Source organism: Bradyrhizobium sp. CCBAU 53338, from assembly GCF_015291665.1.
Classification (GTDB): Bacteria; Pseudomonadota; Alphaproteobacteria; order Rhizobiales; family Xanthobacteraceae; genus Bradyrhizobium.
Window position 1 is genome coordinate 603,677 of sequence record NZ_CP030049.1, and the last position, 21,345, is coordinate 625,021.

A 21,345-nucleotide genomic window follows, 5' to 3' on the forward strand; every position below is an offset into this window, starting at 1 on the left:
CGAGGCTCGAATGAATAACCCGATGGGCCAATCAGGCAAGGGAAAGACCGTCGCACTCGCCCGAGAGGGGAGGCCGGAGCACAATTGGGCAACCGACGTTCTCGTGGTCGGTAGTGGTGCGGCCGGGCTTTCGGCTGCGCTCTATGCAGCAAAGGCAGGACTGCGCGTCACTGTCTGCGAAAAGTCGGCGCGGCTTGGCGGCACGACAGCTCTCTCCAATGGAATGATCTGGGTTCCTTGCTCGAACCAAGCGCGCTCGGCGAAGATCGACGACTCGCTTGCGAAGTCGAAGACCTACCTGCAACATGAACTTGGCACATATTACCGGTCAGGCTTTGTTGATGCCTATCTCGAGGACGGCCCGGCTGCGCTCGCCGCCCTTGAGAACGGGACTGAAGTCAAGTTCACGCTGGCCTCGGCCCCCGACTACCATTCAAGCCAGGTCGGCGGAGTCGATAAGGGCCGGGCACTGAGCCCCGCGCCTTATGACGGACGGCTTCTTGGCAGCGACTTCGATCTGATAGGCAATCCCATCCGCGTTGTGCTCGGCGGAATGATGATCTCATCGAGCGAGGTGAGAAGCTTCCTCAATCCGTTTCAATCCTTTGCCTCGCTCAGGCACGTCTTGCGCCGCGTCAGCCGCTACGCGCGTGACCGGCTTGGCCACAGGCGCGGCACCGAGCTCAGCGGAGGCAACGCCCTGATCGCGCGCTTGCTTGTGAGCCTGCGCAAGTACGGCGTCGAGATATGGCCGGAATCCCCGCTCGTAGAGTTGATCAAGGAAGAAGGCCGCGTCACCGGCGCGGTCGTTAAGTCGGCCGATTCCGAGATTCGCGTGCGCGCTTCCCATGGGGTGATCCTCGCAACGGGCGGGTTTGCGCGTAACGCGCAATTGAGAGCCGAGCTCAGTGGCCCCCACCAGCACGACGACACGCTCGCCCATCCCGATGCGACAGGCGACGGCATCTCTCTTGCGACAAGGCTCGGAGCGGCAATCGACAACAATGTTGCCTCTGCCGGCTTCTGGACGCCCGTATCGATTCTGAAGAGCGGCAGTTCCTCGCAAGTCGTTCCCTACGGCTGGCTCGACCGCGGCCGTCCCGGCGTCATTGCCGTGGGGCCAGATGGAAAGCGTTTTGTCAACGAATCCAATTCCTATCACGACATCTGCTTGGCGATGTTCAACGGTGGGTATCCGGCAGACAAGCGGTTCTATTTCATCTGCGACCACGACTTCGTACGGCTGAGAGGGATGGGGCATTTGCTGCCATGGCCATGGACCTTGAGCATCGGGAAATATGCGCGCCTTGGCTACATCAAGGTCGCCCGGACGATTCCAGAGCTTGCGAAGCAGCTGGGATTGGAGTCCGCCGCGCTTCAAAAGACTGTCGAAGAACACAACGCGCATGCGTCTGAGGGGCGCGATCCGCTGTTCAATCGCGGTGAATCGGCTTTCAATCGCACGCTCGGCGATTCGGCCGTGGGCAAGAAGAACCCAAACCTTGGGCCAATCAAAACCGGCCCGTTCGTCGCACTCCCAATCGTTCCGGCAACGCTCGGCACTGCAACCGGATTGGCAACCGACACTTGCGGGCAGGTATTGGACGGTCAGGAAAGGCCAATTCCAGGACTCTATGCTTGCGGCAATGACATGACCTCCCCGATGCGTGGGATCTATCCCGGAGCAGGCATCACCATTGGGCCAGCCATTGTGTTCGCGTACCGGGCCGTCAACAGTATCGTTTCCTCGACGCAGCAAGAGAAAGCTGCTGCCGCTTCGGGAGCGTGATGTCGACTTGGGAATGGCGCGGGCGAGGCGCGTGATAAACCCGGTATTGGCAACAGCTATGAGCGCCGATCCCTAACGTAGCCCATTGCACAGGATTCAATTTTGATGCGTCGTTCGCGCCACGCCAAGATCGTCGCAACCCTCGGTCCGGCCACAACCGAGGCTAACAAAATCCGTGATCTCTATCTTGCAGGCACAGATACCTTTCGCCTGAACTTCAGCCATGGCAGCCAAGACGACCACGCGCGCGCGTTTTCGGCGATCCGCGCGCTCGAGCAAGAGTTCGGCCGTCCCATCGGAGTGCTACAGGATCTGCAAGGCCCGAAAATCCGGATCGGCTTGCTTGAAGAGGGCAAGCTATGCCTGCATGCTGGAGAGAGCGTCCGCTTTGTCCTCGACGGAGCAAGAGGTGGAAAGCAGGCAATCCCTCTGCCGCATCCGGAAATATTTGCAGCTGCGCATCCAGGCCAAAAGCTGCTCATCGACGACGGCCGTGTGCGCCTGAGCGTCGAAAGACCGGGCGATCGCGAAATGGTCGCGCGCGTCATTGTCGGCGGCCCGATCCGCGATCATAAGGGCGTAAACCTGCCGGGGGCGTCGCTCGATATCTCGCCCCTCACCAAGAAAGATCGCGCCGATCTCGCCTTCGGCCTGGAGCTCGGTGTCGACTGGGTTGCGCTGTCATTTGTTCAGAAGCCTTCAGACCTGATCGAGGCGCGGGCCCTCATTGGTGAAGCAGCGGGCCTCGTCGCCAAAATCGAGACGCCCATGGCGCTTGATCGCATCGACGATATCATTCAGTTGTCAGACGCTCTCATGGTCGGGCGCGGTGATCTCGGGGTCGAAATCCCCCCAGAAGACGTGCCTGGCCGGCAAAAAGAACTCGTCCGCGCCTGCCGGCTGGCCGCAAAGCCCGTGATCGTCGCAACCCAAATGCTCGACTCTATGGTGGCGGCGCCGACGCCAACGCGCGCGGAAGCCTCAGATGTTGCGACCGCCATCTATGATGGCGCCGATGCCGTGATGCTGTCAGCCGAATCGGCAAGCGGCGCCTATCCCATCGAGGCCGTCGCCATGATGGATCGCATCATCAGGAGTACAGAGCAGCATCGTCTCTACCGGTCCCTGATTGAGGCCTCACGAGTTGACGAGGAGAATACGCCTCCGCATGCGGTCGCTGCCGCGGGTGCAGATCTTGCAGCCACCATCGAGGCCAAAGCCATCGTCGGCTTCACAGCCAGCGGGACGACCGCGGCCCGCATCTCGCGCAAGCGGCCGCCGGTTCCGATCCTTGCTCTGACGCAGGATGAAAACGTGGCGCGGCGCATGTGCCTGTTGTGGGGCGTACACAGTGTGGTGGCCAGCGATCCCTCTGGCTATGAGGAAATAACCCAGATCGCCGCCGTGGCGGCCCAGCGGGAAGGTTATGCGCGGTCGGGCGACCTGGCGGTGGTGGTTTTTGGCCTGCCATTCGGACATAGAGGCGCGACAAACAATCTCCGCGTGGCTGCCTGCTAAGAAGGACAAGGTCATTTGCCGTGAACCGTCGGGCGAGGCGTCTTGGTTGCGGTCGGGAGGAGGGCGAGGCGTCAAAGATGATCGCGCGCGAGATGCACCGAACTCGGCCCCAGGTCCGGCCAGGAGCTCACATTGCCTGACTTCGAGAGCGGCCTCAGCCTTGCAAATGTCCTTCCATTCTTGGAAGAGAAGCTCTCTGTCGGACTGTGGCGCAGCGACGGCAACGGCCAGATGCAATGGTCCCGTGGCCTTTATGAGCTATTTGGGCTGGATCCGCGTCGAACTACGCCAGCATACGCGGAAATCGAGAAAAGGATTCATCCCGATGACCGCAGCAGCATGCGCTGTTTCGGCGCACGGGAGCTCAATCGATCGTTGCTCGAGGGTGAATTTCGTGTCATCCGTCCGAACGGAACTTTGCGCTGGATCCACGGCCGGGCCGAACCGCTGCTCGATGAGGCCGGCAAACCAGAGTGCATTCTTGGGCTCGCGCGCGATATCACTGAACAGCGCAATCTCTTGGACGCGCTCAAAGTAGAAGCGGAGCGCTACAGGGCATTGGCTGAGATCTGTCGGGGTTTCCCATGGACAAGCAGTAGCGATGGTCGCCTCACTGCAGTTTCCAATGCGCTAGAGACTGCCGAAGATCATGGATCACGTTTCAAGGACTGGATCGGTCTCATCCATGAGGATGACCGCGAGGCAGCTCTAAGAGAGTGGGCGGTCTCGGTCGAGACAGCGCAGCCTTATAACGTCGAATGTCGCTTGCGCCGGCCGGACGGCATCTATCGCTGGCACCAGGGCGCGGCGGTGCCCCTCAAGAACAGCGAGGGTGGCGTTCGAGAATGGCTCGGCACGTGGAGCGACGCACACCATGATATACTCGCGCGGGAGCGAAGAGGGGCCTCAAAGGTCACGGGGAGGCAACTGCGTGCAGCGCGTGGAATGTTAAACTGGTCGGTAAAGGAGCTAGCGGAGCGAGCGGGCGTGTCTTCCGCGGTCATTCGGCGGCTGGAGGAGTACAATGACACTCCCCAGATGTCTGATGAGCTGATGGAAACGTTGCGGAAGACGTTTTCTGAAGCGGGAATCGAATTTACGTTCCCTGTGGTTGGCAAGCCCGGTGTCCGGCCGCGATAGCCGGTGCAGACCCAACGGCCTCTGATGACTACTCCCCAGCTCTCTTTCTCGTCTAGCTACCCCGAAACTTCGGCGAACGCTTCTCAGAGAACGCGTTCATTCCTTCCTGGTGGTCGCAGCCATGGTGAAGGCATAGCGGATTGCCTGCTGCTCGAATTCAATGCCCTATCAAGAAAGGTCTGAAATGTGGCGAGAAGGGCCGACTTGGCGAACTACGATAGAAGCTTGGCGCATCAAGGTCGGAAATGTGTTCGAGAAGGATACGCGAATGGGGGACAACTCGCCAATTCGCGGCTGGCCGATGCGATGGAGAGCTTCGTTGCCGGCGCTGTCAGTCCAGCGCGGCGCATTCTTGCAGACCGATGGCAAGCGCATTGGCAACGAAGGGTTCTTCGTCGAGTCAACGGTCCTGACGGGGACCTCGCCCGAGGCGTGTATCATGAATGAAGAGTCGTTTGGCCGCTCGCGCCAGATCATTGCATTCAAGAGCTACGACGAGGTCGCCGAGGAGGCCAATCGACGGCTTGTGCCTTCGGGGCCGACCGCTTGAAAGCGGTATGGTGTCCATCAAATACCTAGCTTGGCGCTTTCAGAAGTCCCGTTCGGAAACATCAGGGATTCCAGCTACGGTTCGTAAGGCGGGGTGGAAGCAATCGAGGGATATCTCAGTACTAAGTTCGTGATCCGGGCGAGCACCTGATGTGGTCAGAAGCCGTCTCGGACTTGAGCAAATCGAAGAAGGGGCGGTCGGTTCTCGACCACGCGGCCATGGACAATTTTTCGGTAGCTCCTCCTGATATGAATGTGCCGCTCAGGGTGTTTCATGCTTGCAAGTCTCAGTCTTATCTTGCTCTGCCAACTCGCCGGCGAAGTCATCACCCGGGGCCTCGGCCTACCGCTGCCAGGTCCCGTGCTCGGGCTCCTGCTCTTGCTGATTCTGCTGCTTGCCCGTGACAGATTTTCAAGCATCGCTCGAGGCCCACTACGAAATAGCGGCGTGGAAACAGCAAGCAAGGGGCTGCTCAAGCATCTGTCGCTCCTGTTCGTCCCAGCCGGCATTGGCGTCGTGGAAAAGCTCGATCTCCTCGCGACGCACGGGCTCGCTATAATATTGATCCTTGCTGTCTCGGTCATGGTGACTTTGCTTGCGACGGTTCTGACGTTCCGCCTTATCAGTCGGCTGTTCAGCGAGGCACCGTGAAGGACAATCCGTTCTCCCTCTGGGTCTATCTCTCGCAATCCCCGTTGCTTTGGTTGACGGTCACCTTGCTGGTCTATGCAATCGCGGATGCCGTGTCGCTTGCGCTTCGCCGTCATGCCCTTGCCAATCCCGTGCTGCACGCGGTCTGGATCATCGGCGCGTTTCTATTCGCAACTGGCACGCCGTATGCGATCTATTTCGGCGGAGCGCAGTTCGTGCATTTCCTGCTCGGCCCGGCAACCGTCGCGCTCGCGGTCCCGCTATACGAAAATCGCAAGATTGTCCTTGCCTCGATCGTGCCGATGCTGGCAGCGCTCGTTGCGGGCTCGGTCACGGCCGTCTTCTCGATTGTGCTGCTTGCGGAGGCTGCCGGCCTGCCTCGCGAGGTGATCCTGTCCCTTGCCCCGAAGTCGGTAACGGCCGCGGTCGCAATGGGCATCAGCGAAACGCTGCAGGCGGATCCGTCTCTGACGGCAGTCGCGGTCATCCTCACCGGGATCATGGGAGCGACCGTTGTCACGCGATTGATGAACCGTACCGGCATCACCGATTTTCGGGCTCGTGGCTTTGCGGCAGGAATCGCCGCGCACGGGATCGGCACCGCGCGAGCATTTCAGGTGGACGAGGTGGCTGGCGTGTTTTCTGGAATTGCTATGAGCCTAAACGCACTAATCACATCTTTCCTCGTACCGCTAGCGCTCACAGTGCTAATGAGATGAGCGTCGGGTTTTTGTATCGGCTCCGCACTAGCTCGCTATCGATCTTGATGGTTGATAGCGTCACTGGCCCGATCTTCACTGGGCCGGGGCAGTCCACCCTACGCACTCACAGAATAGGTTCCTTGAACCCAATCGCGTAGGAATGGACGCCCCGGCGCTGTGAGCGCAAGTGCGGCTGCCTCCTGAACCGGATATTTGCCACACAAGCCTGCAATTTGAATTTACTACTCGTGGGCAACGATTGGTACCATGCAGCGCCCGACGCCACGGAAGCTGTCGTTGGCTATCGCCCCCGCCCATACGGCCATAGTGCTGGACGCATTTACTCGCCGTCAGGGACGGTTTGCAGGGATTCCGACGGCGACAGTTCCAACTGAAGCTGTCCGATCTTGTCGACAAGTCCTCACGAGATGGCTGAAGGCCTGGAGGTGTCGCGCCATTGCCCGTTTGCCGCCCGGAGTGCACGCACTTCATCGGACTCGCACGAGCCGGAGAGTGACAACTACATCGTCCTCAACAAGGGATTTGATCTTCCATGGCAGAATTGGAAAGTATAAGACCGGCGGGGATATCGCAGGTATGCAGGTATGGCGCGACAATCAGGATGAGAGCGGCGCGTCAATCAAGATGAGACGAGGCGGCCGAGTCAGAAGATAATTGACGCTGGCTGCGGGCTTGGCAAGGCTTGATTGACGCTGCGCGACAATCAAGCGGCATTGCCAGCGTCAGTCACCGCCTTCTCGAGTTCATTTGGAGTGGCGTGAACCGGCGGCCGGCCTGGACCGCGCCTGCGATCGAGAGCAACTTTTCGACGGTAGCTCTCGACGTTCATCTCGAGGATCGTGGCGTGGTGCACCAGGCGATCGATCGCCGCCAGTGTCATCGCCTGATCGGGGAAGATACGCCCCCATTCGCCAAATGGCTGATTGGCCGTGATCAGCAGCGAGCGTCGCTCGTAGCGGGAGGCGATCAGCTCGAACAATACGCTGGTTTCCGCCTGGTCCTTGCTCACATATGTGATGTCGTCGAGGATCAGGAGGTCGTAGCGGTCAAGCTTGGCGATTGCGGACTCCAGCGCCAGCTCGCGCCGGGCCACCTGCAGCCGCTGCACCAGATCAGTGGTACGTGCAAAGAGAACGCGCCAACCGTCCTCGACGAGAGCCAGGCCGATCGCTGCGCCGAGATGGGTCTTGCCGCCGCCGGGTGGACCGAACAGCAGCAGATTGGCGCCGGTCTTCAACCAGACGTCACCGGCGGCGAGCGCCATCGCCTGTGCCTTTGACAGCATAGGCACGCTCTCGAACTCGAACGTGGCGAGCGTCTTGCCGGCGGGCAAACGCGCTTCCACCATGTGTCGTTCGATGCGGCGGCGGGTGCGATCGGCTGCCTCGTGCTCGGCAAGGGCCGCAAGGAAGCGGGCGGCGGGCCAGCCTTCCTTGTCCGACTGCGCGGCGAGCTTCGGCCAGATCGCCTTGACGCCGGGCAGGCGCAACTCATTGAGCAGCAGCTCGACGCGGGCGGCATCGATGGAGGTAGCTCCGCTGGTCATGCTGCTCCTCCCAGGTTCGAGTGGGCCGACACGACGCTGACGGAGGCCAGCTCATCGTAGACGTCGAGCGACGCCAGCTTGACGGCGACACTCGGGATCGAGGCCGCCTCGGGTCGGAAGCGATCGCGCAATGCCGCAAGATCGGGTAACCGTCCGGCATCGAGAGCGGTCGCGATCGCCTCGGCGAGCTCGGCTTCGCAGGCTCGCTCATGGGCCAGAGCCAGAAGCTCGACCGTCACCTTGCAGGCGCGCCGGTCGTCGCCATGCTCCCGCAAGGTCTCGAAGAGGCGCTTGTAAGCCGCGCGCGGGAAGAGCTGATCGCGATAGACGAGATTGACGAGCGCCATCGGCTTGCGCCGCAGGGCATGGATGACGTGCCGATAATCAACGACATGCCCGCCGTGGTTCTCCGACACAGGCCGCCCGCGCCGCAGCGTCCCGACCGGCGTGACGCCGAGGAAGCATTCGAGCCGGTCGTCGAAGATGCGCACACGCAGGCGATGGCCAATCAGTCTTGAAGGCACAGTGTAGAACACGCGCCGCAGGATGAAGCCGCCTGACGACGTCACCGGGATCACCTTCTCCTCGAAGTCGGTCGTGCGGCCTTTCGGCAGTGGCGCCAGTGCTTCCTTTTCGAGCGCGATCCGCTTAGCGAGGTTGGCGTTGCGCCGGCCGACAATCTCGTCGACAAAAGCCCGGTAGGCATCGAGACTGATGAAGTCGCGCGTGCCCCGCAGCAACAGCGCATCCTCCAGCGCTCGTTTGAGATGACCGTGCGCGCTCTCGATCGAGCCGTTCTCGTGTGCAATGCCCGCATTGTTGCGCGTTGGCGCCATGCCGTAGTGGCCCATCAGCGCGGCGTAGCGCTGTGTCAGATCCTCCCGCGCGTCGGCCGCCAGATTGCGGAATGCTGCCGACAGGCTGTCGCTGCGATGCTCCCGCGGAACGCCGCCGAGCGCCCACAGGGCGTTCTGCAAGCCCTCGGCCAGGGCGACGAAGCTTTCGCCGCCGAGCACGACATGGGCATGCTCAAAGCCGGAGAACGCCAGCCGGAAGTGGTAGAGCCGGTGATCGAGCGTCTCACCAGCAATGGCAATGCCGAGCGGGCTTGTATCGGTAAAGTCGGACAGACCCAGACGACCGGGCTCGTGCTCCTGGCGGAAGATCACGTCCTGTTCAGGGCCATTGAGCGCCCGCCAGGCATTGATGCGCCGCTCCAGCGTGCGTCGGATGTTGGGGTTGAGGTCGGGATGCCGACGGCGCAGCTCGTCCAGCACGCCGATCACGCGGATGCCGGGCGCAGCCTTCAGGATCGGAACGATCTCGGCGTCCCAATAGGGCACGAGCGGATCGGACCGTCGCCGGCCTCTCGGCACCTTCTTCTGCGATGGCAGGCGCAAATCGTCCTCGATCCGATACGCGCTCGCTTTCGAGAACCCCGCCTTGGCCGCCGCGGCCTCGGGAGACAATGTCAGTCGGTAGGTCATGTACAGCCTTCTGTGGTTGCCGCCCGCAATGCAAGAAGTTTCTGACCCTTTGGCGTGTGATCGAGTGCGGTCTTCTGTCAGGCCTTCCTTTACGGCATTTTCAGAAGCCGCTGGCCGGTATGGTGATCCGCGGACCAGGTCCAATTCTCATCTCCGAGCACGTCGGCTCTTTGGCTCTAGCTGGTTTCCTGATCCAGATCTGTTCGATCGTTGCGCCCATTCGGGTCGTCGCCTTCTCACACCCCCTTCGCCAACGTCAGGCTATTTCGTGCTGCATGCAGTCATGCCGTCACTGCCTGCGCTGGGTTCCGATAATCCTCCTTCCGGGTGAGCATGGCCCAAATCGTCCGAGCCATCTTGTTCGCCAAGGCGATCGCCACAAGCATGCGCGGCTTCCTCGCCAGCATCTGCGCCAGCCAGGATCCGCTAGGGATCGACTTGCGCCCGAGCCAGTTCAGCCGCGACATCGCCCCAACGATGAGCAACTGGCGAATGTCCGCCTGTCCTTCCTTCGAAACGCGTCCGAGCCTTTCCTTTCCCCCTGAGGAATGTTGCCGTGGGACCAAGCCGAGCCAAGCCGCGAAGTCTCGGCCACGTCGAAAGGCCGCCATGTCGGGCGCGAAAGCCTCGATCGCGAGTGCGGTCAGCGGGCCGACCCCCGGCATTGTCTGCAGCCGCTGCGCCGTGACCGTCCGCGTCGCCAACTTCTTGAGCTGCTCTGCCTTGGCATCGATCCGCTCCGTCTTGTAGGCGATCTGATCAATGAGACTCCGACATTCCTCGCGGACCAGTTCTGGTAGATCGCTGTTCGGATCTTCGAGGATTGCGTCAATGCGTTTAAGTTGTTCGATTCCTTGCGGGATGATATGGCCGAATTCGTAGAGAACAGAACGCAGCGCATTCACCAGATCGGTGCGCTGATGAACAAGGCGCTTCCGAGCCCGAAAGAGCACTGCCCTGGCCTGCTGTTCTTCCGATTTCGGCTCGACGAAGCGCATCTCGGGGCGCTGTGCCGCGATCACGATTGCTTCGGCATCAGCCGCGTCGTTCTTTTGGCGTTTCACAAAAGGCTTCACATATTGCGGAGCGATCAGTTTCACTTCATGGCCGAGCTTGACCATCTCCCGTGCCCAATAGTGGGCGCTGCCACAGGCTTCCATCACCACCACTGCCGATGGGTGGCCCGCCATGAACTTCCGAAACTGAAGCCGCGACAGTTTCTTTCGAAATTTCAAGTGTCCCGCCATTGACGCCCCGTGGAGCTGAAACACATTCTTGGCTAGATCCACTCCGATCACCGTATCCATCAATTTGCCGTCCTCTTCGCTTCGGGGTTCAAACACTGCGTTCTTGGCACATTACGATGCCGTCTGGGGAGGGCGGCAACCATCCCATCTCATCTGGTGGTCGGTGATGTGAAGGCCAGGCAAGGCATCGATTCCCTCTTGTCGAGACGAATCAACAGCTTGCACCAGCCGCACCCAGCCGCCAGACCGGTCCGAAAAACGCGACGCCGATGGGAACGGTCCTCCGGTCGGGCTACGCCCTCCCTTCGGTCCGTCCCCATCCGCGCAGTCTCATCCTGATTGTCGCTAAGGTCTCACCTTGATCGCCGCCGCCCATGCAGGCGAGGAACCATGATCTTATATACCTACTCACGCGAGATTGAGCCGAACGAAGATCGCTGGAAAGACACAGGAATCCAGAGTTTCTTTTTTGCAGAGCTGGAAGAGGTGCGACAGATCGTTCTCGAACTCCGCGAGGAAATCGCCTCGGATGAGGACAAGCAGCCTTCATGGAGTCCAGTTCGCATCGAGCGGATTGAACTCCTCGCTCCGACAACGCAGAACGTCCTGACCCTGCTCAACGAGGGGATCGGACCGCTGATCCGGCGCTATGAAATCGTGGAAACCATTGCTTAAGTCGAGAGCTATCCGGCCAATTCACACCCGCGCAGTTGGCAGCCTCCCTTTTTTTGCAGTCGCGTTGCAACGACTGTTCGCCAGATCGGTGAAGTAAAACTCTAGTGTCCTGAGTCACAAGTTCGCAATCGTAGATTCGCATTAGATTCGCGTCGCTGTGCCAAAGATGGCGGCAAACAGCGACGGAGTCTCCGATGGCGGTCCAGCAACTTGCCCCCCTGATATTGAGCGATGACGAGCGCGCCGAACTGACGTCGCTGACGAAGCGGCGGAAGACGGCGCAGGCGCTGGCTTTGAGAGCCCGGATCGTGCTGACCTGCGCGGAAGGTGGTCAGAACAAGGACGTGGCGGCCAAGCTAGGCCTGGAGCGGGGCACAGTAGGCAAGTGGCGACGACGTTTTGTGGAGCAGCGCGTGGCCGGGCTGCATGATGAGCCGCGCTCCGGCGCGCCTCGCACGATTGACGACGCCCGCATCGAAGCCGTGATCGTGAGAACGTTGGAGAGTTGCCCTGAGAACGCCACTCATTGGAGCTCCCGGGACATGGCGAAGGCGAGCGGCCTATCCGTATCGACGGTACAACGCATCTGACGGGCCTTCGGCCTCCAGCCGCACCGGATGGAGACGTTCAAGCTCTCGACCGATCCGAACTTCGTGGCCAAGGTGCGCGATGTCGTAGGCCTTTACGTCTCGCCGCCGGCACACGCCATCGTTCTGTGTGTAGACGAAAAGTCGCAAATCCAGGCGTTGGACCGCAGTCAGCCGATGTTGCCAATGCGTCCCGGCCAGCCGGCCCGAAGGAGCCACGATTACAAAAGACACGGCACCACATCGCTGTTCGCCGCCCTCGACATTGCGACCGGACGGGTTATCGGCAAGTGCTACGGACGGCACCGTGCCGCCGAGTTCCGCAAGTTCTTGGACGAGATCGAGGCCGCTGTGCCCCGCCAACTCGACGTCCATCTCGTCATGGATAACTATGCCACCCACAAGACTCCGCTGATCCGGAAATGGCTGGCTAAACGGCCGCGCTGGCATGTGCACCTGACCCCGACCAGTTCGTCATGGCTCAATCAGGTCGAGCGCTTCTTCGCGCTTCTTACCGATAAGAAGATCAGGCGCGGCGTCTATCGCAGCGTAGCCGCCCTCAGGGCAGACATCGCCTCATTCATCGAACGACACAACGCCGATCCGAAACCGTTCCGATGGACCAAATCCGCCGACGACATCCTTGCTTCCATCGAGCGCTTCTGTCGTTACAGCGCCCCGGAAAAACAAGACCCGATGTTGCGAACTTCTGGTTCAAGACACTAGGATAAGACCTCCTTCAACGCTTCGGCCAACCTCGTCATCGTGTGGATGTCCGGCGACCGTCTTAGCAACCAGACATCACAGGCATGAAATAGCCCCGTTAGAGGCCGGACAACGCGGAAATTCTGACACGGAACCGCAGCGCGACGCCAACAGAGCCCCCTAAATTGATTCCTCCCATGATCGAGCGCTTTGTGGCGACCGACCGCGCCTTGCGATGTCCCCAGCGAAGTGACACTCATTCCGTCCCTCGAGCGGCCGAGAGATCCGGTTAGCGCTCGCGAAGCAGGTCGAGCAACCTGCGCAGCGATGAACTACCTTTTAAATCAACAGCTTAGAAGGCGTTGGGGCGCAGAGTCGCCATTTCTGATCAGTTATGCAGAGGCTCTCGGAATTTCCTGTTCTACCAAACGCAACAATCGGGTGTTGCGTATCCCCGCAACTAACGGTTCTTGCGAAAGGCAGACACTCAAAAGCTCGGCTTCGGAATGGACGCAGGGCTTCTGTTCGCGGCGAGCCGGCGCAACCCATCACCGTTCAATTTCCGATAAATGTCGGCTGCCGACTTGTGGTGAACGCCAGGGCGCTTTCAGCGCATCTTGCGTGCTTAAGAGGAAACCGATTGAACAACTGCTCTACTCGGGGCCGTTGGTAACGCGACGTCCCTGGTGCGAACGGCAAGTTCCTTTGACTTCGCGTGATCGACGAGCGAGCTTGAGAGGCTGGCGACGCCATGGGCACGACACGCCCCTCCTGTGGATCGTCAGCCCGAGCACAATCGAGCTTTACAACGGCTTTGGCCGGCCGCTTGCACAAGGCGATGCGGAAGCTAACCGACTCCACACGTTCAAGATCATCGCTAGCGAGCTAACCGCGCTGGACGAACTCGCCGGGCGCCTCGCAATGGAGAGCGGCCAATTCTGGCTTCGAAACGATTCCATCAATCGGAAGAATACCGTCGATCAAAGGCTTCTGTCCGATCTAAGCGCTCTCGAGCGGGACCTCGTCGCTGATGACCTAGAGCGAGGCATCGCTCAAGGTCTAATCGGCCGAGTAATATTTACCCAGTATCTCGTCGACCGCGGTATCGTAGATAAGCGCAAGCTCAAAAAACATTGCGGCGAAGACACGTTGCCTGACGCCTTACGCAATACGACGTCTTCGCACGCGTTATTTGCATGGCTTCGCGCCACGTTCAACGGAGACATGTTTCCAGCCTCCATGCCAATGAGCCGCTTGCGCCATAAGCACTTTGTTCGGTTGCGGACTTTCTCGAAGCCATTGACCCGGAGACTGGGCAGCATTCGCTATTTCCATACCGCTTCGATATCATCCCCGTTGAGCTGATTAGCTCGATCTACGAGCAGTTTGCTCACTCACACAACGACAGCTCACGCGGCCCCCGACACTAGCGCACGAAAGTTAGGTGTTCACTACACTAGACTTCCCGTCGCCTCCCTCTCGGCGGTGAGTGTCGCGGTCAGTTTGGCGGGCTCCAACGCGGCAATGAACGCCCGGGTGATGGCGTCATCGACCTGAACGCCGCCGATATTGAGGCAGTAAACGCCTCGGTTCTCGACCAGCACTTTGCCAGCACAGTGATAACCTGGCGAAGAATTGCGTCCGCGATAGTGGGTGTGCAGGCGGCGGCCGCAATGGCCGCAACTGACAAGACCTTGCAGGAGGGCGTTGCCCTCTCTCACGGCGCCGCCGCCCTTGTGCGGCTGGGGTCGCGTGTTCGCGGCGAGACGTTGCTGATTTGCTTCATAGGTCTGCCAGTCGATGAACCCTGGATGATGCTCGGGGATGAGAACCTGCCATTGGGAACGCGGCAAGAATCGAATCCGCCTCTTGCGGGCACCAGTGCTAAAGAGAATCGTCTCTTGACGCGTTTTGCCATAGATATAGGCGCCGACATAGACGGGATTGGTCAAGACCTGGTGGATGGCGGTGTAGCTTGCCTCGACCCAACGGATCTGGGCACGGGCGTGCAGCTGCAGCGGGAACGTGAGCCCCTCGGAACGAAACCAGAGCCAAACGCGACGCGCCGATCCCATCTCGGCAAAGCGTGCAAAAACACTGCGAATGGCGATGACGACAGCTTCGTCAGGATGGAAGCGGACCTCGCCATCAGCCTCGCCCCAGACGAAGCCGACCGGCAGCCCGCGGCGCAGTTCACCCCGCGCCGCCTTGTTGCGGATTCGCCGTTGAGGCGAGCCCGCAGCACGTGCAGTTCGGCTTCGCTCATCGTGCCTTTGAGCCTCAACAAGAGGCGATCGTTGAAGACGGCCGAATGATAGATGCCGTCGGCATCGCCGATCAGCGTGTCGGTAAATCCGGCCAGATCAATCAGGCGGTACCATTCGGCGTTATTGCGCGCGAGCCGCGAGACTTCGAGACCGAGCACCAGGCCCACGCGCGCGAGCGCCACTTCGGCGGTGAGGCGGGCAAAGCCCGAACGCGCCACCGAGCCCAAACCGGAGAGGCCAAGATCCTCGTCGATAACGATGATGCGTTCATCGGGCCAGCCGAGGTCACGCGCTTTGCCGGCAAGCGCATATTGCCGGTCGGTTGATTCGCGGTTGTGCTCGACCTGTGCGGCGCTGGATTGGCGCAGATAGACGAAAGCCTGTCGAGAGAGATGACTTGACGTAATCTTGACGCGCTCACTCATCGCTTGCCTCCATCGCCAGGTCGTCCGGGAGCAGGCGTGCAATGAGGCGCGCCAGAATCTCGATTGCCGCCATGCGGGCGGCTTCGTCGATTTGGTCCCACGCTGCTGGCGCGCTTGGTGGAACATCGGGCTGATCGAAAAACTCCAGGTTCAATTGCATGGCGACTCTCCTTGCACGGCGCCGACTCGGCACCCCCGATGCAAAGAGCGTCGACGAGCTTGCGCAAGTGGAGCAAATCACCGAGCCTGCCGAGATCGTGGACAGCGTCATCGGTCGGCGGCGTGCCTCCAAGCGGCTCAACCTTCCAATCGGTCCAACTCGCCGGAATCAACGACCGACTGCCATCTGGCAGAACTGTGAGGAGATAGCGGACGCCGCGCCGCCTAATGGTGCCGATCACGGCCAACGCCTGACCTTCGAATGCGTGACGCTTGCGCGTGATCGTCACCGAAGCTGGGATATCATGGCGATGGGTAGTGTGTGGCCGCTTCCTTCGACTCGGTCGACCACGAGTGGCTGTTGCGGATGCTGGCGCACAGGATCGCCGATCCTCGCATTCTACGGCTCATTGGGCTGTGGCTGCGGGCCGGTGTTCTGGAGAGCAGCGAGAAGCAAGAAACGGACAGGGGTACTCCGCAAGGGGCGGGCATCAGCCCGCTCCTCGCCAACGTCTTCCTGCACTACGTCCTCGATCTCTGGGCCCACCAATGGCGCCGTCGCCATGCACGCGGTCGCACCGTGCGCTATGCCCGACGACTTCGTCATGGGCTTCGAGAGTAAGGCGGATGCGCAGGAGATGCTCTTGGCCCTCAAGGTGCGGCTGGCCAGCTTTGGCCTGATGCTTCATGAGGGCAAGACGCGGCTGATCGAGTTTGGCCGGTTTGAGGCCCTCTCGCGTCAGCGGCGCGGCGAGCGGCGGCCCGAGACCTTCGCCTTCCTCGGCTTCACCCACTACTGCGGGCGGACCCGGGACGGCCGGTTCATGGTGAAGCACAAGACGGACGGGAAACGCCTGACGCGCAAGCTGACGGCGTTGCGCCAGGACGCCTGGCGGCTCATGCACGAGTCACTGGCCACGCAGCACCAGTGGTTCGCCGCTGTTCTGCGTGGACACTACGGCTACTACGGCAGGCCGCACAATTATCCAGCGCTCAACGGCTTCTACCGCGAAGTGCGTCGGACGTGGATGCGCTGTCTGAGACGGCGTAGCCAGAAAAGTCGGCGCATGGGCTGGTCGGAGTTCGAGACCCTGACGACACACTTCCGTCTGCCCGGTCCGGGCATCACTCGCACTTGGGCGCAGGCGCGGATATGACGCGGGTTACTCTCGGGAAGAGCCGGGTGCGGGAAAGCCGCCTGCCCGGATCTGTGAGGGCGAAAGCCAAATGGCTGAGCTACTCGACCACGATCCAAACAGGCCAAGTAAGATCTCGATCTAGAGCCTGTTGTTTCTCCCGAATCGACATCGTCAGAGGGGAATTGTCTGATTTAATCCTATGCTGAGGAGGAGCGAGCTTGGATGATGCAACTCTATTCGGAAGGTCCTCGCCCTAGCGGAGGCGAGGCCTGTTCGTTACGGCGCTCATCAACCGGTTCCGAGGCATGGCGCCGAAACTGTACTCGCTGACCAGCACCGCGCAGCAGCAGGTCCCTTCCATTTATAGGCTGGTGTCAGAGTATGGACAGCTTAGGGGTCTACGAGTGGGTTGGTCAGCGGCCCGACACAATGCAAGACATGTGAACCATAGGAGAGTGCTCATCATGTACGGTCGAATCAACAATTTTTCCGAGAACGAAACTTATTATCGGCAAGATGCGGAGCATTCGAATTGCGAAAGCCAAGACTTCGCGGACGCGTTCGCTAGAATGCAGTTGCAAGATTCGGCCGGCAGCTCATCTTCGCATCCGCAATATGCCCTCCTTGCAAGGCCACCCGTGGTTGAGATCGATCAAGCGACATTCAGGAGAGAGGCGCGGAACTATCATGGGGAAGCTATCAATCGAATCGCCAACAATCCTCACGAATACTCTGAGCTTGTATCTGAAAGAGCAAGGCGCACGGTAGAGGTTGCCGAGAAGTACGCCGTCAGAAGAGATTCCGAGGACGCCCGATACTACAGCTACCAGTTAGGAAATATGAGCGTCGGCCTGCAAAGGACTGAACGCGGATTCAGCATGACTGAGTTCGAAAGCGGTAGGTGGCGAGACCAGTTCCCCGGAAGAAGTGAAGTCACCTCAGTTGTCGACTTTCAGGTGGCTCATCCGCTTGTCACGAATGCTGGCGATATTCTGCTCGAGCACCAACTTCGGCAAGACGGCGAACGACCGTTGGTGAATTGGCGTCCTGCTAATCCAGAAGCGAAAGCCCGCGCGCAAGCAATGGGGTTCGTTGAAGTGGATGAGGACGACATGGTGCTCGATCCCACCCAGTCCGGAAAGTGGGAGCTAAACAGCGATGGTGAATGGCAACGTGCAACTAGTTCTCGGCGCTATCTCTCCAAAGCGGACAGTGATACTGAAGCTGCAGCAGATTCCGACGAGGACGGTGACTTTATGTAGCGCGGATCTGCAAGCGTTCGTGTCGCGGCGGGCGGTGGAGCAACGTAAGTCGACATTGTCGGCTTACGTTGAGTCCTCGGCGGGTCGAAGCCGACCGCTTTGACCGGATGAGATCCCTGGTAACAACCGCACCGTGGTCTATGAGAGTTGCGCGGCGATGATAGCTCAACAAAAGCCCCGGCTTCGAGCCGGGGCTTTCCATTTGCATCCGGAGAGGAGGAATCATTCGCGGATTGACGCCATGGGGGCCACGCGTCATCGTGCCGGTTTCCAGCCCAGTCGCGGTGTGCGCCAATGTCCACCATCAGAACGGTCCAAAGTGATTTCCGTTTGAGGAGCGAATCTGATGGTGTGTCTTCGGCCGTTTCGATCGAAGACGCCAAATCTGGAGAGATGTCGAGCCACCTCGTGCTGAGCATACCATCAAGTTGTTCGTCGGCGGCCGGTGCGACAAGCAATGCGAATTGCTTGCGTCGTGCGTAATGTTTCTTCGGCGTTGCTGTAGAGAAAAACCAGCAAATGCTCTCTCCATCGCATACACTAGGTCGCTGGAAGACAGACATGAGTGTCAGAACCAGCACACGCAATCCCAAGCCTCGGGGATAAGAGAGCATCTGCACATTGACTCGCGACTAACCCGTTAGCCGAAAAAGGACCCCAGCGGATGCAGGCTGAGCCGTGCTCAACCTACCAAACCCTGCAGGAAATGTATCGTTAGCGAGCAACGGCGCTAGCGAGATTGCGCCCCCTGATGGGCGGCTAAAACTGCTGTAGGCTCGCGCTTCCTGTTTTGGCCTTCTCATTAAGTACGAGCGACAGCTTTAAGTTGTTGCGCAGCATCGGATTATCGAGGGTCGTTGCGAGAGCTTGCCGATATAGCGCTTGTGCTTCACGGTGACGTCCTTCACTGTCAAGCACAACTCCCTTCGCAATTCAGGGCGCGCAGGTCTGCAGGGACCGCGAGCAAGACCTTGTCGAGGACATCAAGCGCCTCATCCGGGCGCTTGCGCACCAGCAGGGCACGCGCCAGAGGAATCGCCGCATTGACCTTGCCCGGTTGTTGTTTCAACGTTTCGCGAAAAGTCTCCTCGTCAGCGTCCGCTTGGAGAGCGTAGGCAATGCGGTCGCGCATAGCAGGATCGATATCCTTGTCGCCTAGCGTTCTGGAGCGGTCTCTTGCTGCGATGAAGGACTGGGCTTAGGCGAGCTCGCGCAGCCTCCGAGTAGCAGAATGGCAAGCGGAGCGAGGATGGCTGAGTATAACTTCGGATCAAGTGAGAACAACCGCCGCCAGACATTCATTTTACATAAATTCAACTGCTATCTCACGACCACTGCTGTGCCTTTGTTAGCTGGTTGCGGCGATCGGGTCACGACGCTCTCCTGGGGAAGTCTTATGTTGTGAAGCCTCTAGCTTGACGGATCCAATCGGCTGAACCGTAAAATCCGCAGCGAGATCCTGATACGAAAGAACAGGAAGGTCGATCCCGTTGCGGGTGAGAAAACCCCGGACGAAACGCCGGATATCCATCGAACCCAGAATGACGGGTTGGCTCTGACCGCGTGCGATGCTCGAATGGATCTTGCGAAACTGCGAAAGCAGCATCTCGCTATCGCAATCGTCCAAAACGAGATAAGGACCCACGGCGGTGTCGCGCACCGCACCGCGCACGATATCCTCGGTGTGGCGCTCTACGATAAAGGCTGCCACGACACGGTGGGCGTTGGCATAGCGATGACAGATCTGCCGTTTCAGACCGGAGCGAACATATTCGGTAAGCAACACAACATTTTGTTCGCGCTCACTCCATTCTGCCAACACCTCCAGGACCAAGCGAGTGTTGCGAATTGGGATGCCCTCGTCCAGTAAGCGGCGCAGGACATCGGCGATCCGGGGAACCGGCATCGTGCGCAGCACCTCCTTCACCAGATCGGCATATTCCTGCTCCATTCGGCCCAGCAATTGTCGGGTCTCCTGAATGCCCACCAGGCGCTGTGCATAGCGCATCAATGTCGACTGGACGCGCAAGGCGACGACTTCGCTCGGACGGTGATACCCTATCCCGGCTGCTTTGAGAGCCGGCGCATGAAGTTGTTCGATCCAAATCCGATTTGTCTCTACGTCTTGCCGAAAGGGGATACCGCTCAATTCAATATTCGCTACGTCGTCGTTGAGCATGAGTTGCGTCGGATCCACAAAATCTCGCCCAACGGGCACTCCCTCAACGTCTACCCTGAATTGCGATTCAGGTAAAAGCTGGTCTATCTTGGTTGGTATGCGCGGAATTGTGATACCAAGATCAGATGAGACCAGTGTCGATATTCGCACGATTGCCTGCTCGAGTTCCTCTTTGTCGATTGCACCTGCAAGGTTTGGTGCGAGGAACAGCGCGATTGGAAGGGCCTCTGCAGGCAAGGTCTGTTTCTGACCCTGCGATGGAGCTTGAGGCGTACCGGCGCTACTGACCTCCGTCTTGGCGGCGTTCTTGGCGCGCTGCACGCCAACATTGACAAAGCTCGCCGCGCCGAAGAGTACGGCCAGCATGATGAACGGAGGCAAAGGGAAACCCGGTACGAGCCCCATCACAATCAGGACGCCGGCGGCCAACCGCAGCGCTTGCGTGCTGGCCGTCAGTTGGCTGACAATATCGCCACCCAGATTGAGCTGCAAAGGACCATTGACACGAGTGACAATGGTTGCAGCCGTAATTGACAGCAGCAGAGCCGGGATCTGCGAAATTAGCGCATCACCTATGGTGAGGATCGTATATTGATGCAGCGTCTCCTCCAGGGGCATGCCCTTGGAGAGCAAGCCGATTGTGATGCCGCCCAGCATGTTAATGCAGATAACTATGAGCCCGGCGATGGCGTCGCCCTTCACAAATTTCATAGCGCCATCCATAGCGCCGTGAAGTTGGCTCTCTTGCTCCAGCGCCGCTCGCCGACGGCGAGATTCGTTCTGATCGATGTGCCCGTTGCGCAGTTCCGCGTCGATTGCCATCTGCTTGCCCGGAAGCGCGTCGAGCGTGAAACGCGCCGACACTTCTGCGACCCGTTCTGCGCCTTTGGCGAGAACCATGAATTGCACCATGGTCACAATGAGGAATATGACGATGCCAACAGCGATATTGCCGGATATAACGAAATCGCCGAATGTATGTATGATGCTGCCGGCATCCCCCTCCGCAAGAATCAACCGCGTCGTCGCGACGGTAAGCGCTAGGCGAAAGACGGTCGAGATCAGGATGACGCCTGGCAAGGACGAAAAGTCAAGCGGCGTCTTGAGATACAGGGCCACCATCAGCAGCAGTATGGCAAAGCCGAGGTTGAAGCCGATCAGCATGTCGATCAATACGATCGGGATCGGCATGATCATCATTCCGATCGCCAGAAGAAGCATCAACGCGACCATCAAATCTGGGTTAGCTGGTGCGCGCACGATGAGACTATGCAGGGTATTGGCCATGAGAAGCCTG

20 protein-coding genes and 2 pseudogenes are annotated in these 21,345 nt (G+C 59.7%); 13 read left to right on the plus strand and 9 right to left on the minus strand.

The genetic code is table 11. The features are described 5' to 3' along the window. Positions 1-10: 10 nt before the first annotated feature. The 6 genes from XH90_RS37015 to XH90_RS37040 all read left to right on the plus strand — a co-directional run bounded on the left by XH90_RS37015 (position 11) and on the right by XH90_RS37040 (position 6,367). On the plus strand, positions 11-1,789 hold the full coding sequence (locus tag XH90_RS37015) for an FAD-dependent oxidoreductase (RefSeq protein ID WP_128929737.1): 1,779 nt from the start codon (positions 11-13) through the stop codon (positions 1,787-1,789). 105 nt (positions 1,790-1,894) lie between these two features. Continuing rightward, positions 1,895-3,307, plus strand: a complete 1,413-nt coding sequence (gene pyk / locus XH90_RS37020; RefSeq protein ID WP_128929736.1) for a pyruvate kinase — start codon at positions 1,895-1,897, stop codon at positions 3,305-3,307. 132 nt (positions 3,308-3,439) lie between these two features. Beyond that, positions 3,440-4,447 (plus strand): PAS domain-containing protein, encoded by a 1,008-nt coding sequence (locus XH90_RS37025; protein WP_128929735.1) that lies wholly within the window; start codon positions 3,440-3,442, stop codon positions 4,445-4,447. Positions 4,448-4,715: 268 nt separating this feature from the next. Next, on the plus strand, positions 4,716-4,997 hold the full coding sequence (locus tag XH90_RS37030; protein WP_164934311.1) for an aldehyde dehydrogenase family protein: 282 nt from the start codon (positions 4,716-4,718) through the stop codon (positions 4,995-4,997). Between the two features lie 273 nt (positions 4,998-5,270). After that, complete coding sequence (locus XH90_RS37035) at positions 5,271-5,648, plus strand: CidA/LrgA family protein (protein WP_128929733.1); 378 nt, start codon at positions 5,271-5,273, stop codon at positions 5,646-5,648. Beyond that, the gene (locus XH90_RS37040; RefSeq protein ID WP_128929732.1) at positions 5,645-6,367 is read left to right on the plus strand and encodes an LrgB family protein; all 723 of its coding nucleotides are present in this window, start codon (positions 5,645-5,647) and stop codon (positions 6,365-6,367) included. The genes XH90_RS37035 and XH90_RS37040 overlap by 4 nt, the downstream gene beginning before the upstream one ends. Positions 6,368-7,073: 706 nt before the next feature. Here the strand turns inward: XH90_RS37040 and istB are convergent. From istB to XH90_RS37055, 3 genes are all read right to left on the minus strand, one after another. Further along, complete coding sequence (gene istB, locus XH90_RS37045; protein ID WP_128955095.1) at positions 7,074-7,916, minus strand: IS21-like element helper ATPase IstB; 843 nt, start codon at positions 7,914-7,916, stop codon at positions 7,074-7,076. Continuing rightward, the gene (gene istA / locus XH90_RS37050) at positions 7,913-9,403 is read right to left on the minus strand and encodes an IS21 family transposase (RefSeq protein WP_128929730.1); all 1,491 of its coding nucleotides are present in this window, start codon (positions 9,401-9,403) and stop codon (positions 7,913-7,915) included. Before istA ends, istB begins: the two co-directional genes overlap by 4 nt. Positions 9,404-9,684: 281 nt before the next feature. Next, positions 9,685-10,710, minus strand: coding sequence for an IS110 family transposase (locus XH90_RS37055; RefSeq protein ID WP_164934317.1), 1,026 nt, complete (start codon positions 10,708-10,710; stop codon positions 9,685-9,687). A 330-nt stretch (positions 10,711-11,040) separates the two neighbouring features. Between XH90_RS37055 and XH90_RS37060 the strand changes: the two genes are divergently transcribed. The 4 genes and pseudogenes from XH90_RS37060 (at position 11,041) to XH90_RS37075 (ending at position 13,982) form a co-directional block, all read left to right on the plus strand. Further along, on the plus strand, positions 11,041-11,325 hold the full coding sequence (locus XH90_RS37060) for a hypothetical protein (protein ID WP_128929728.1): 285 nt from the start codon (positions 11,041-11,043) through the stop codon (positions 11,323-11,325). A gap of 194 nt (positions 11,326-11,519) precedes the next feature. Then, positions 11,520-12,638: pseudogene (locus XH90_RS37065) on the plus strand (IS630 family transposase). Positions 12,639-12,760: 122 nt separating this feature from the next. After that, on the plus strand, positions 12,761-12,910 hold the full coding sequence (locus XH90_RS37070; RefSeq protein WP_232995654.1) for a DUF2274 domain-containing protein: 150 nt from the start codon (positions 12,761-12,763) through the stop codon (positions 12,908-12,910). Positions 12,911-13,349: 439 nt separating this feature from the next. Next, positions 13,350-13,982: a hypothetical protein gene (locus XH90_RS37075; protein ID WP_128929727.1), complete on the plus strand. Its 633-nt coding sequence runs from the start codon at positions 13,350-13,352 to the stop codon at positions 13,980-13,982. Positions 13,983-14,068: 86 nt separating this feature from the next. Here the strand turns inward: XH90_RS37075 and XH90_RS39460 are convergent, their stop codons facing one another. From XH90_RS39460 to XH90_RS37085, 4 genes and pseudogenes are all read right to left on the minus strand, one after another. Further along, positions 14,069-14,338, minus strand: coding sequence for a zinc ribbon domain-containing protein (locus XH90_RS39460; RefSeq protein WP_232995653.1), 270 nt, complete (start codon positions 14,336-14,338; stop codon positions 14,069-14,071). A gap of 96 nt (positions 14,339-14,434) precedes the next feature. Continuing rightward, positions 14,435-14,665, minus strand: a pseudogene (locus XH90_RS39465) (recombinase family protein); the annotation flags it as partial. Beyond that, the gene (locus XH90_RS39470) at positions 14,566-15,309 is read right to left on the minus strand and encodes a recombinase family protein (RefSeq protein WP_232995596.1); all 744 of its coding nucleotides are present in this window, start codon (positions 15,307-15,309) and stop codon (positions 14,566-14,568) included. The gene XH90_RS39470 and the pseudogene XH90_RS39465, both read right to left, overlap by 100 nt. Beyond that, positions 15,302-15,469 carry a DUF2309 domain-containing protein gene (locus tag XH90_RS37085; protein ID WP_164933827.1) on the minus strand — a complete coding sequence of 56 codons (168 nt, stop codon included), beginning with the start codon at positions 15,467-15,469 and terminating at the stop codon, positions 15,302-15,304. Before XH90_RS37085 ends, XH90_RS39470 begins: the two co-directional genes overlap by 8 nt. 366 nt (positions 15,470-15,835) lie before the next feature. Here XH90_RS37085 and XH90_RS39475 point away from each other — a divergent pair, with 366 nt between their 5' ends. The 3 genes from XH90_RS39475 to XH90_RS37095 all read left to right on the plus strand — a co-directional run bounded on the left by XH90_RS39475 (position 15,836) and on the right by XH90_RS37095 (position 17,869). After that, the gene (locus tag XH90_RS39475; protein ID WP_232995652.1) at positions 15,836-16,090 is read left to right on the plus strand and encodes a hypothetical protein; all 255 of its coding nucleotides are present in this window, start codon (positions 15,836-15,838) and stop codon (positions 16,088-16,090) included. After that, on the plus strand, positions 16,056-16,625 hold the full coding sequence (locus tag XH90_RS37090) for a maturase (protein ID WP_232995595.1): 570 nt from the start codon (positions 16,056-16,058) through the stop codon (positions 16,623-16,625). Before XH90_RS39475 ends, XH90_RS37090 begins: the two co-directional genes overlap by 35 nt. 446 nt (positions 16,626-17,071) lie before the next feature. Then, complete coding sequence (locus tag XH90_RS37095) at positions 17,072-17,869, plus strand: effector protein NopP (protein WP_276575808.1); 798 nt, start codon at positions 17,072-17,074, stop codon at positions 17,867-17,869. A gap of 910 nt (positions 17,870-18,779) precedes the next feature. Here XH90_RS37095 and XH90_RS39480 read toward each other — a convergent pair. Together XH90_RS39480 and sctV are read right to left on the minus strand one after the other, a co-directional pair. After that, complete coding sequence (locus XH90_RS39480) at positions 18,780-19,001, minus strand: tetratricopeptide repeat protein (RefSeq protein ID WP_232995594.1); 222 nt, start codon at positions 18,999-19,001, stop codon at positions 18,780-18,782. Positions 19,002-19,217: 216 nt separating this feature from the next. Next, positions 19,218-21,335, minus strand: a complete 2,118-nt coding sequence (sctV, locus tag XH90_RS37105; protein ID WP_128929726.1) for a type III secretion system export apparatus subunit SctV — start codon at positions 21,333-21,335, stop codon at positions 19,218-19,220. Positions 21,336-21,345 lie beyond the last annotated feature (10 nt).

What these genes read in the sequence shown, in the direction of transcription:
- istA (WP_128929730.1), bottom strand. Translation starts at nt 9,403, where the DNA reads ATGACCTACCGACTGACATTGTCTCCCGAGGCCGCGGCGGCCAAGGCG.
- istB (WP_128955095.1), bottom strand. Translation starts at nt 7,916, where the DNA reads ATGACCAGCGGAGCTACCTCCATCGATGCCGCCCGCGTCGAGCTGCTG.
- XH90_RS37030 (WP_164934311.1), top strand. Translation starts at nt 4,716, where the DNA reads ATGGGGGACAACTCGCCAATTCGCGGCTGGCCGATGCGATGGAGAGCT.
- XH90_RS37095 (WP_276575808.1), top strand. Translation starts at nt 17,072, where the DNA reads ATGTACGGTCGAATCAACAATTTTTCCGAGAACGAAACTTATTATCGG.
- XH90_RS39475 (WP_232995652.1), top strand. Translation starts at nt 15,836, where the DNA reads ATGCTGGCGCACAGGATCGCCGATCCTCGCATTCTACGGCTCATTGGG.
- XH90_RS37085 (WP_164933827.1), bottom strand. Translation starts at nt 15,469, where the DNA reads ATGCAATTGAACCTGGAGTTTTTCGATCAGCCCGATGTTCCACCAAGC.
- sctV (WP_128929726.1), bottom strand. Translation starts at nt 21,335, where the DNA reads ATGGCCAATACCCTGCATAGTCTCATCGTGCGCGCACCAGCTAACCCA.
- XH90_RS39470 (WP_232995596.1), bottom strand. Translation starts at nt 15,309, where the DNA reads ATGAGTGAGCGCGTCAAGATTACGTCAAGTCATCTCTCTCGACAGGCT.
- XH90_RS37090 (WP_232995595.1), top strand. Translation starts at nt 16,056, where the DNA reads ATGCCCGACGACTTCGTCATGGGCTTCGAGAGTAAGGCGGATGCGCAG.
- XH90_RS37060 (WP_128929728.1), top strand. Translation starts at nt 11,041, where the DNA reads ATGATCTTATATACCTACTCACGCGAGATTGAGCCGAACGAAGATCGC.
- XH90_RS39480 (WP_232995594.1), bottom strand. Translation starts at nt 19,001, where the DNA reads ATGCGCGACCGCATTGCCTACGCTCTCCAAGCGGACGCTGACGAGGAG.
- XH90_RS37035 (WP_128929733.1), top strand. Translation starts at nt 5,271, where the DNA reads ATGCTTGCAAGTCTCAGTCTTATCTTGCTCTGCCAACTCGCCGGCGAA.
- XH90_RS37055 (WP_164934317.1), bottom strand. Translation starts at nt 10,710, where the DNA reads ATGGATACGGTGATCGGAGTGGATCTAGCCAAGAATGTGTTTCAGCTC.
- XH90_RS37015 (WP_128929737.1), top strand. Translation starts at nt 11, where the DNA reads ATGAATAACCCGATGGGCCAATCAGGCAAGGGAAAGACCGTCGCACTC.
- pyk (WP_128929736.1), top strand. Translation starts at nt 1,895, where the DNA reads ATGCGTCGTTCGCGCCACGCCAAGATCGTCGCAACCCTCGGTCCGGCC.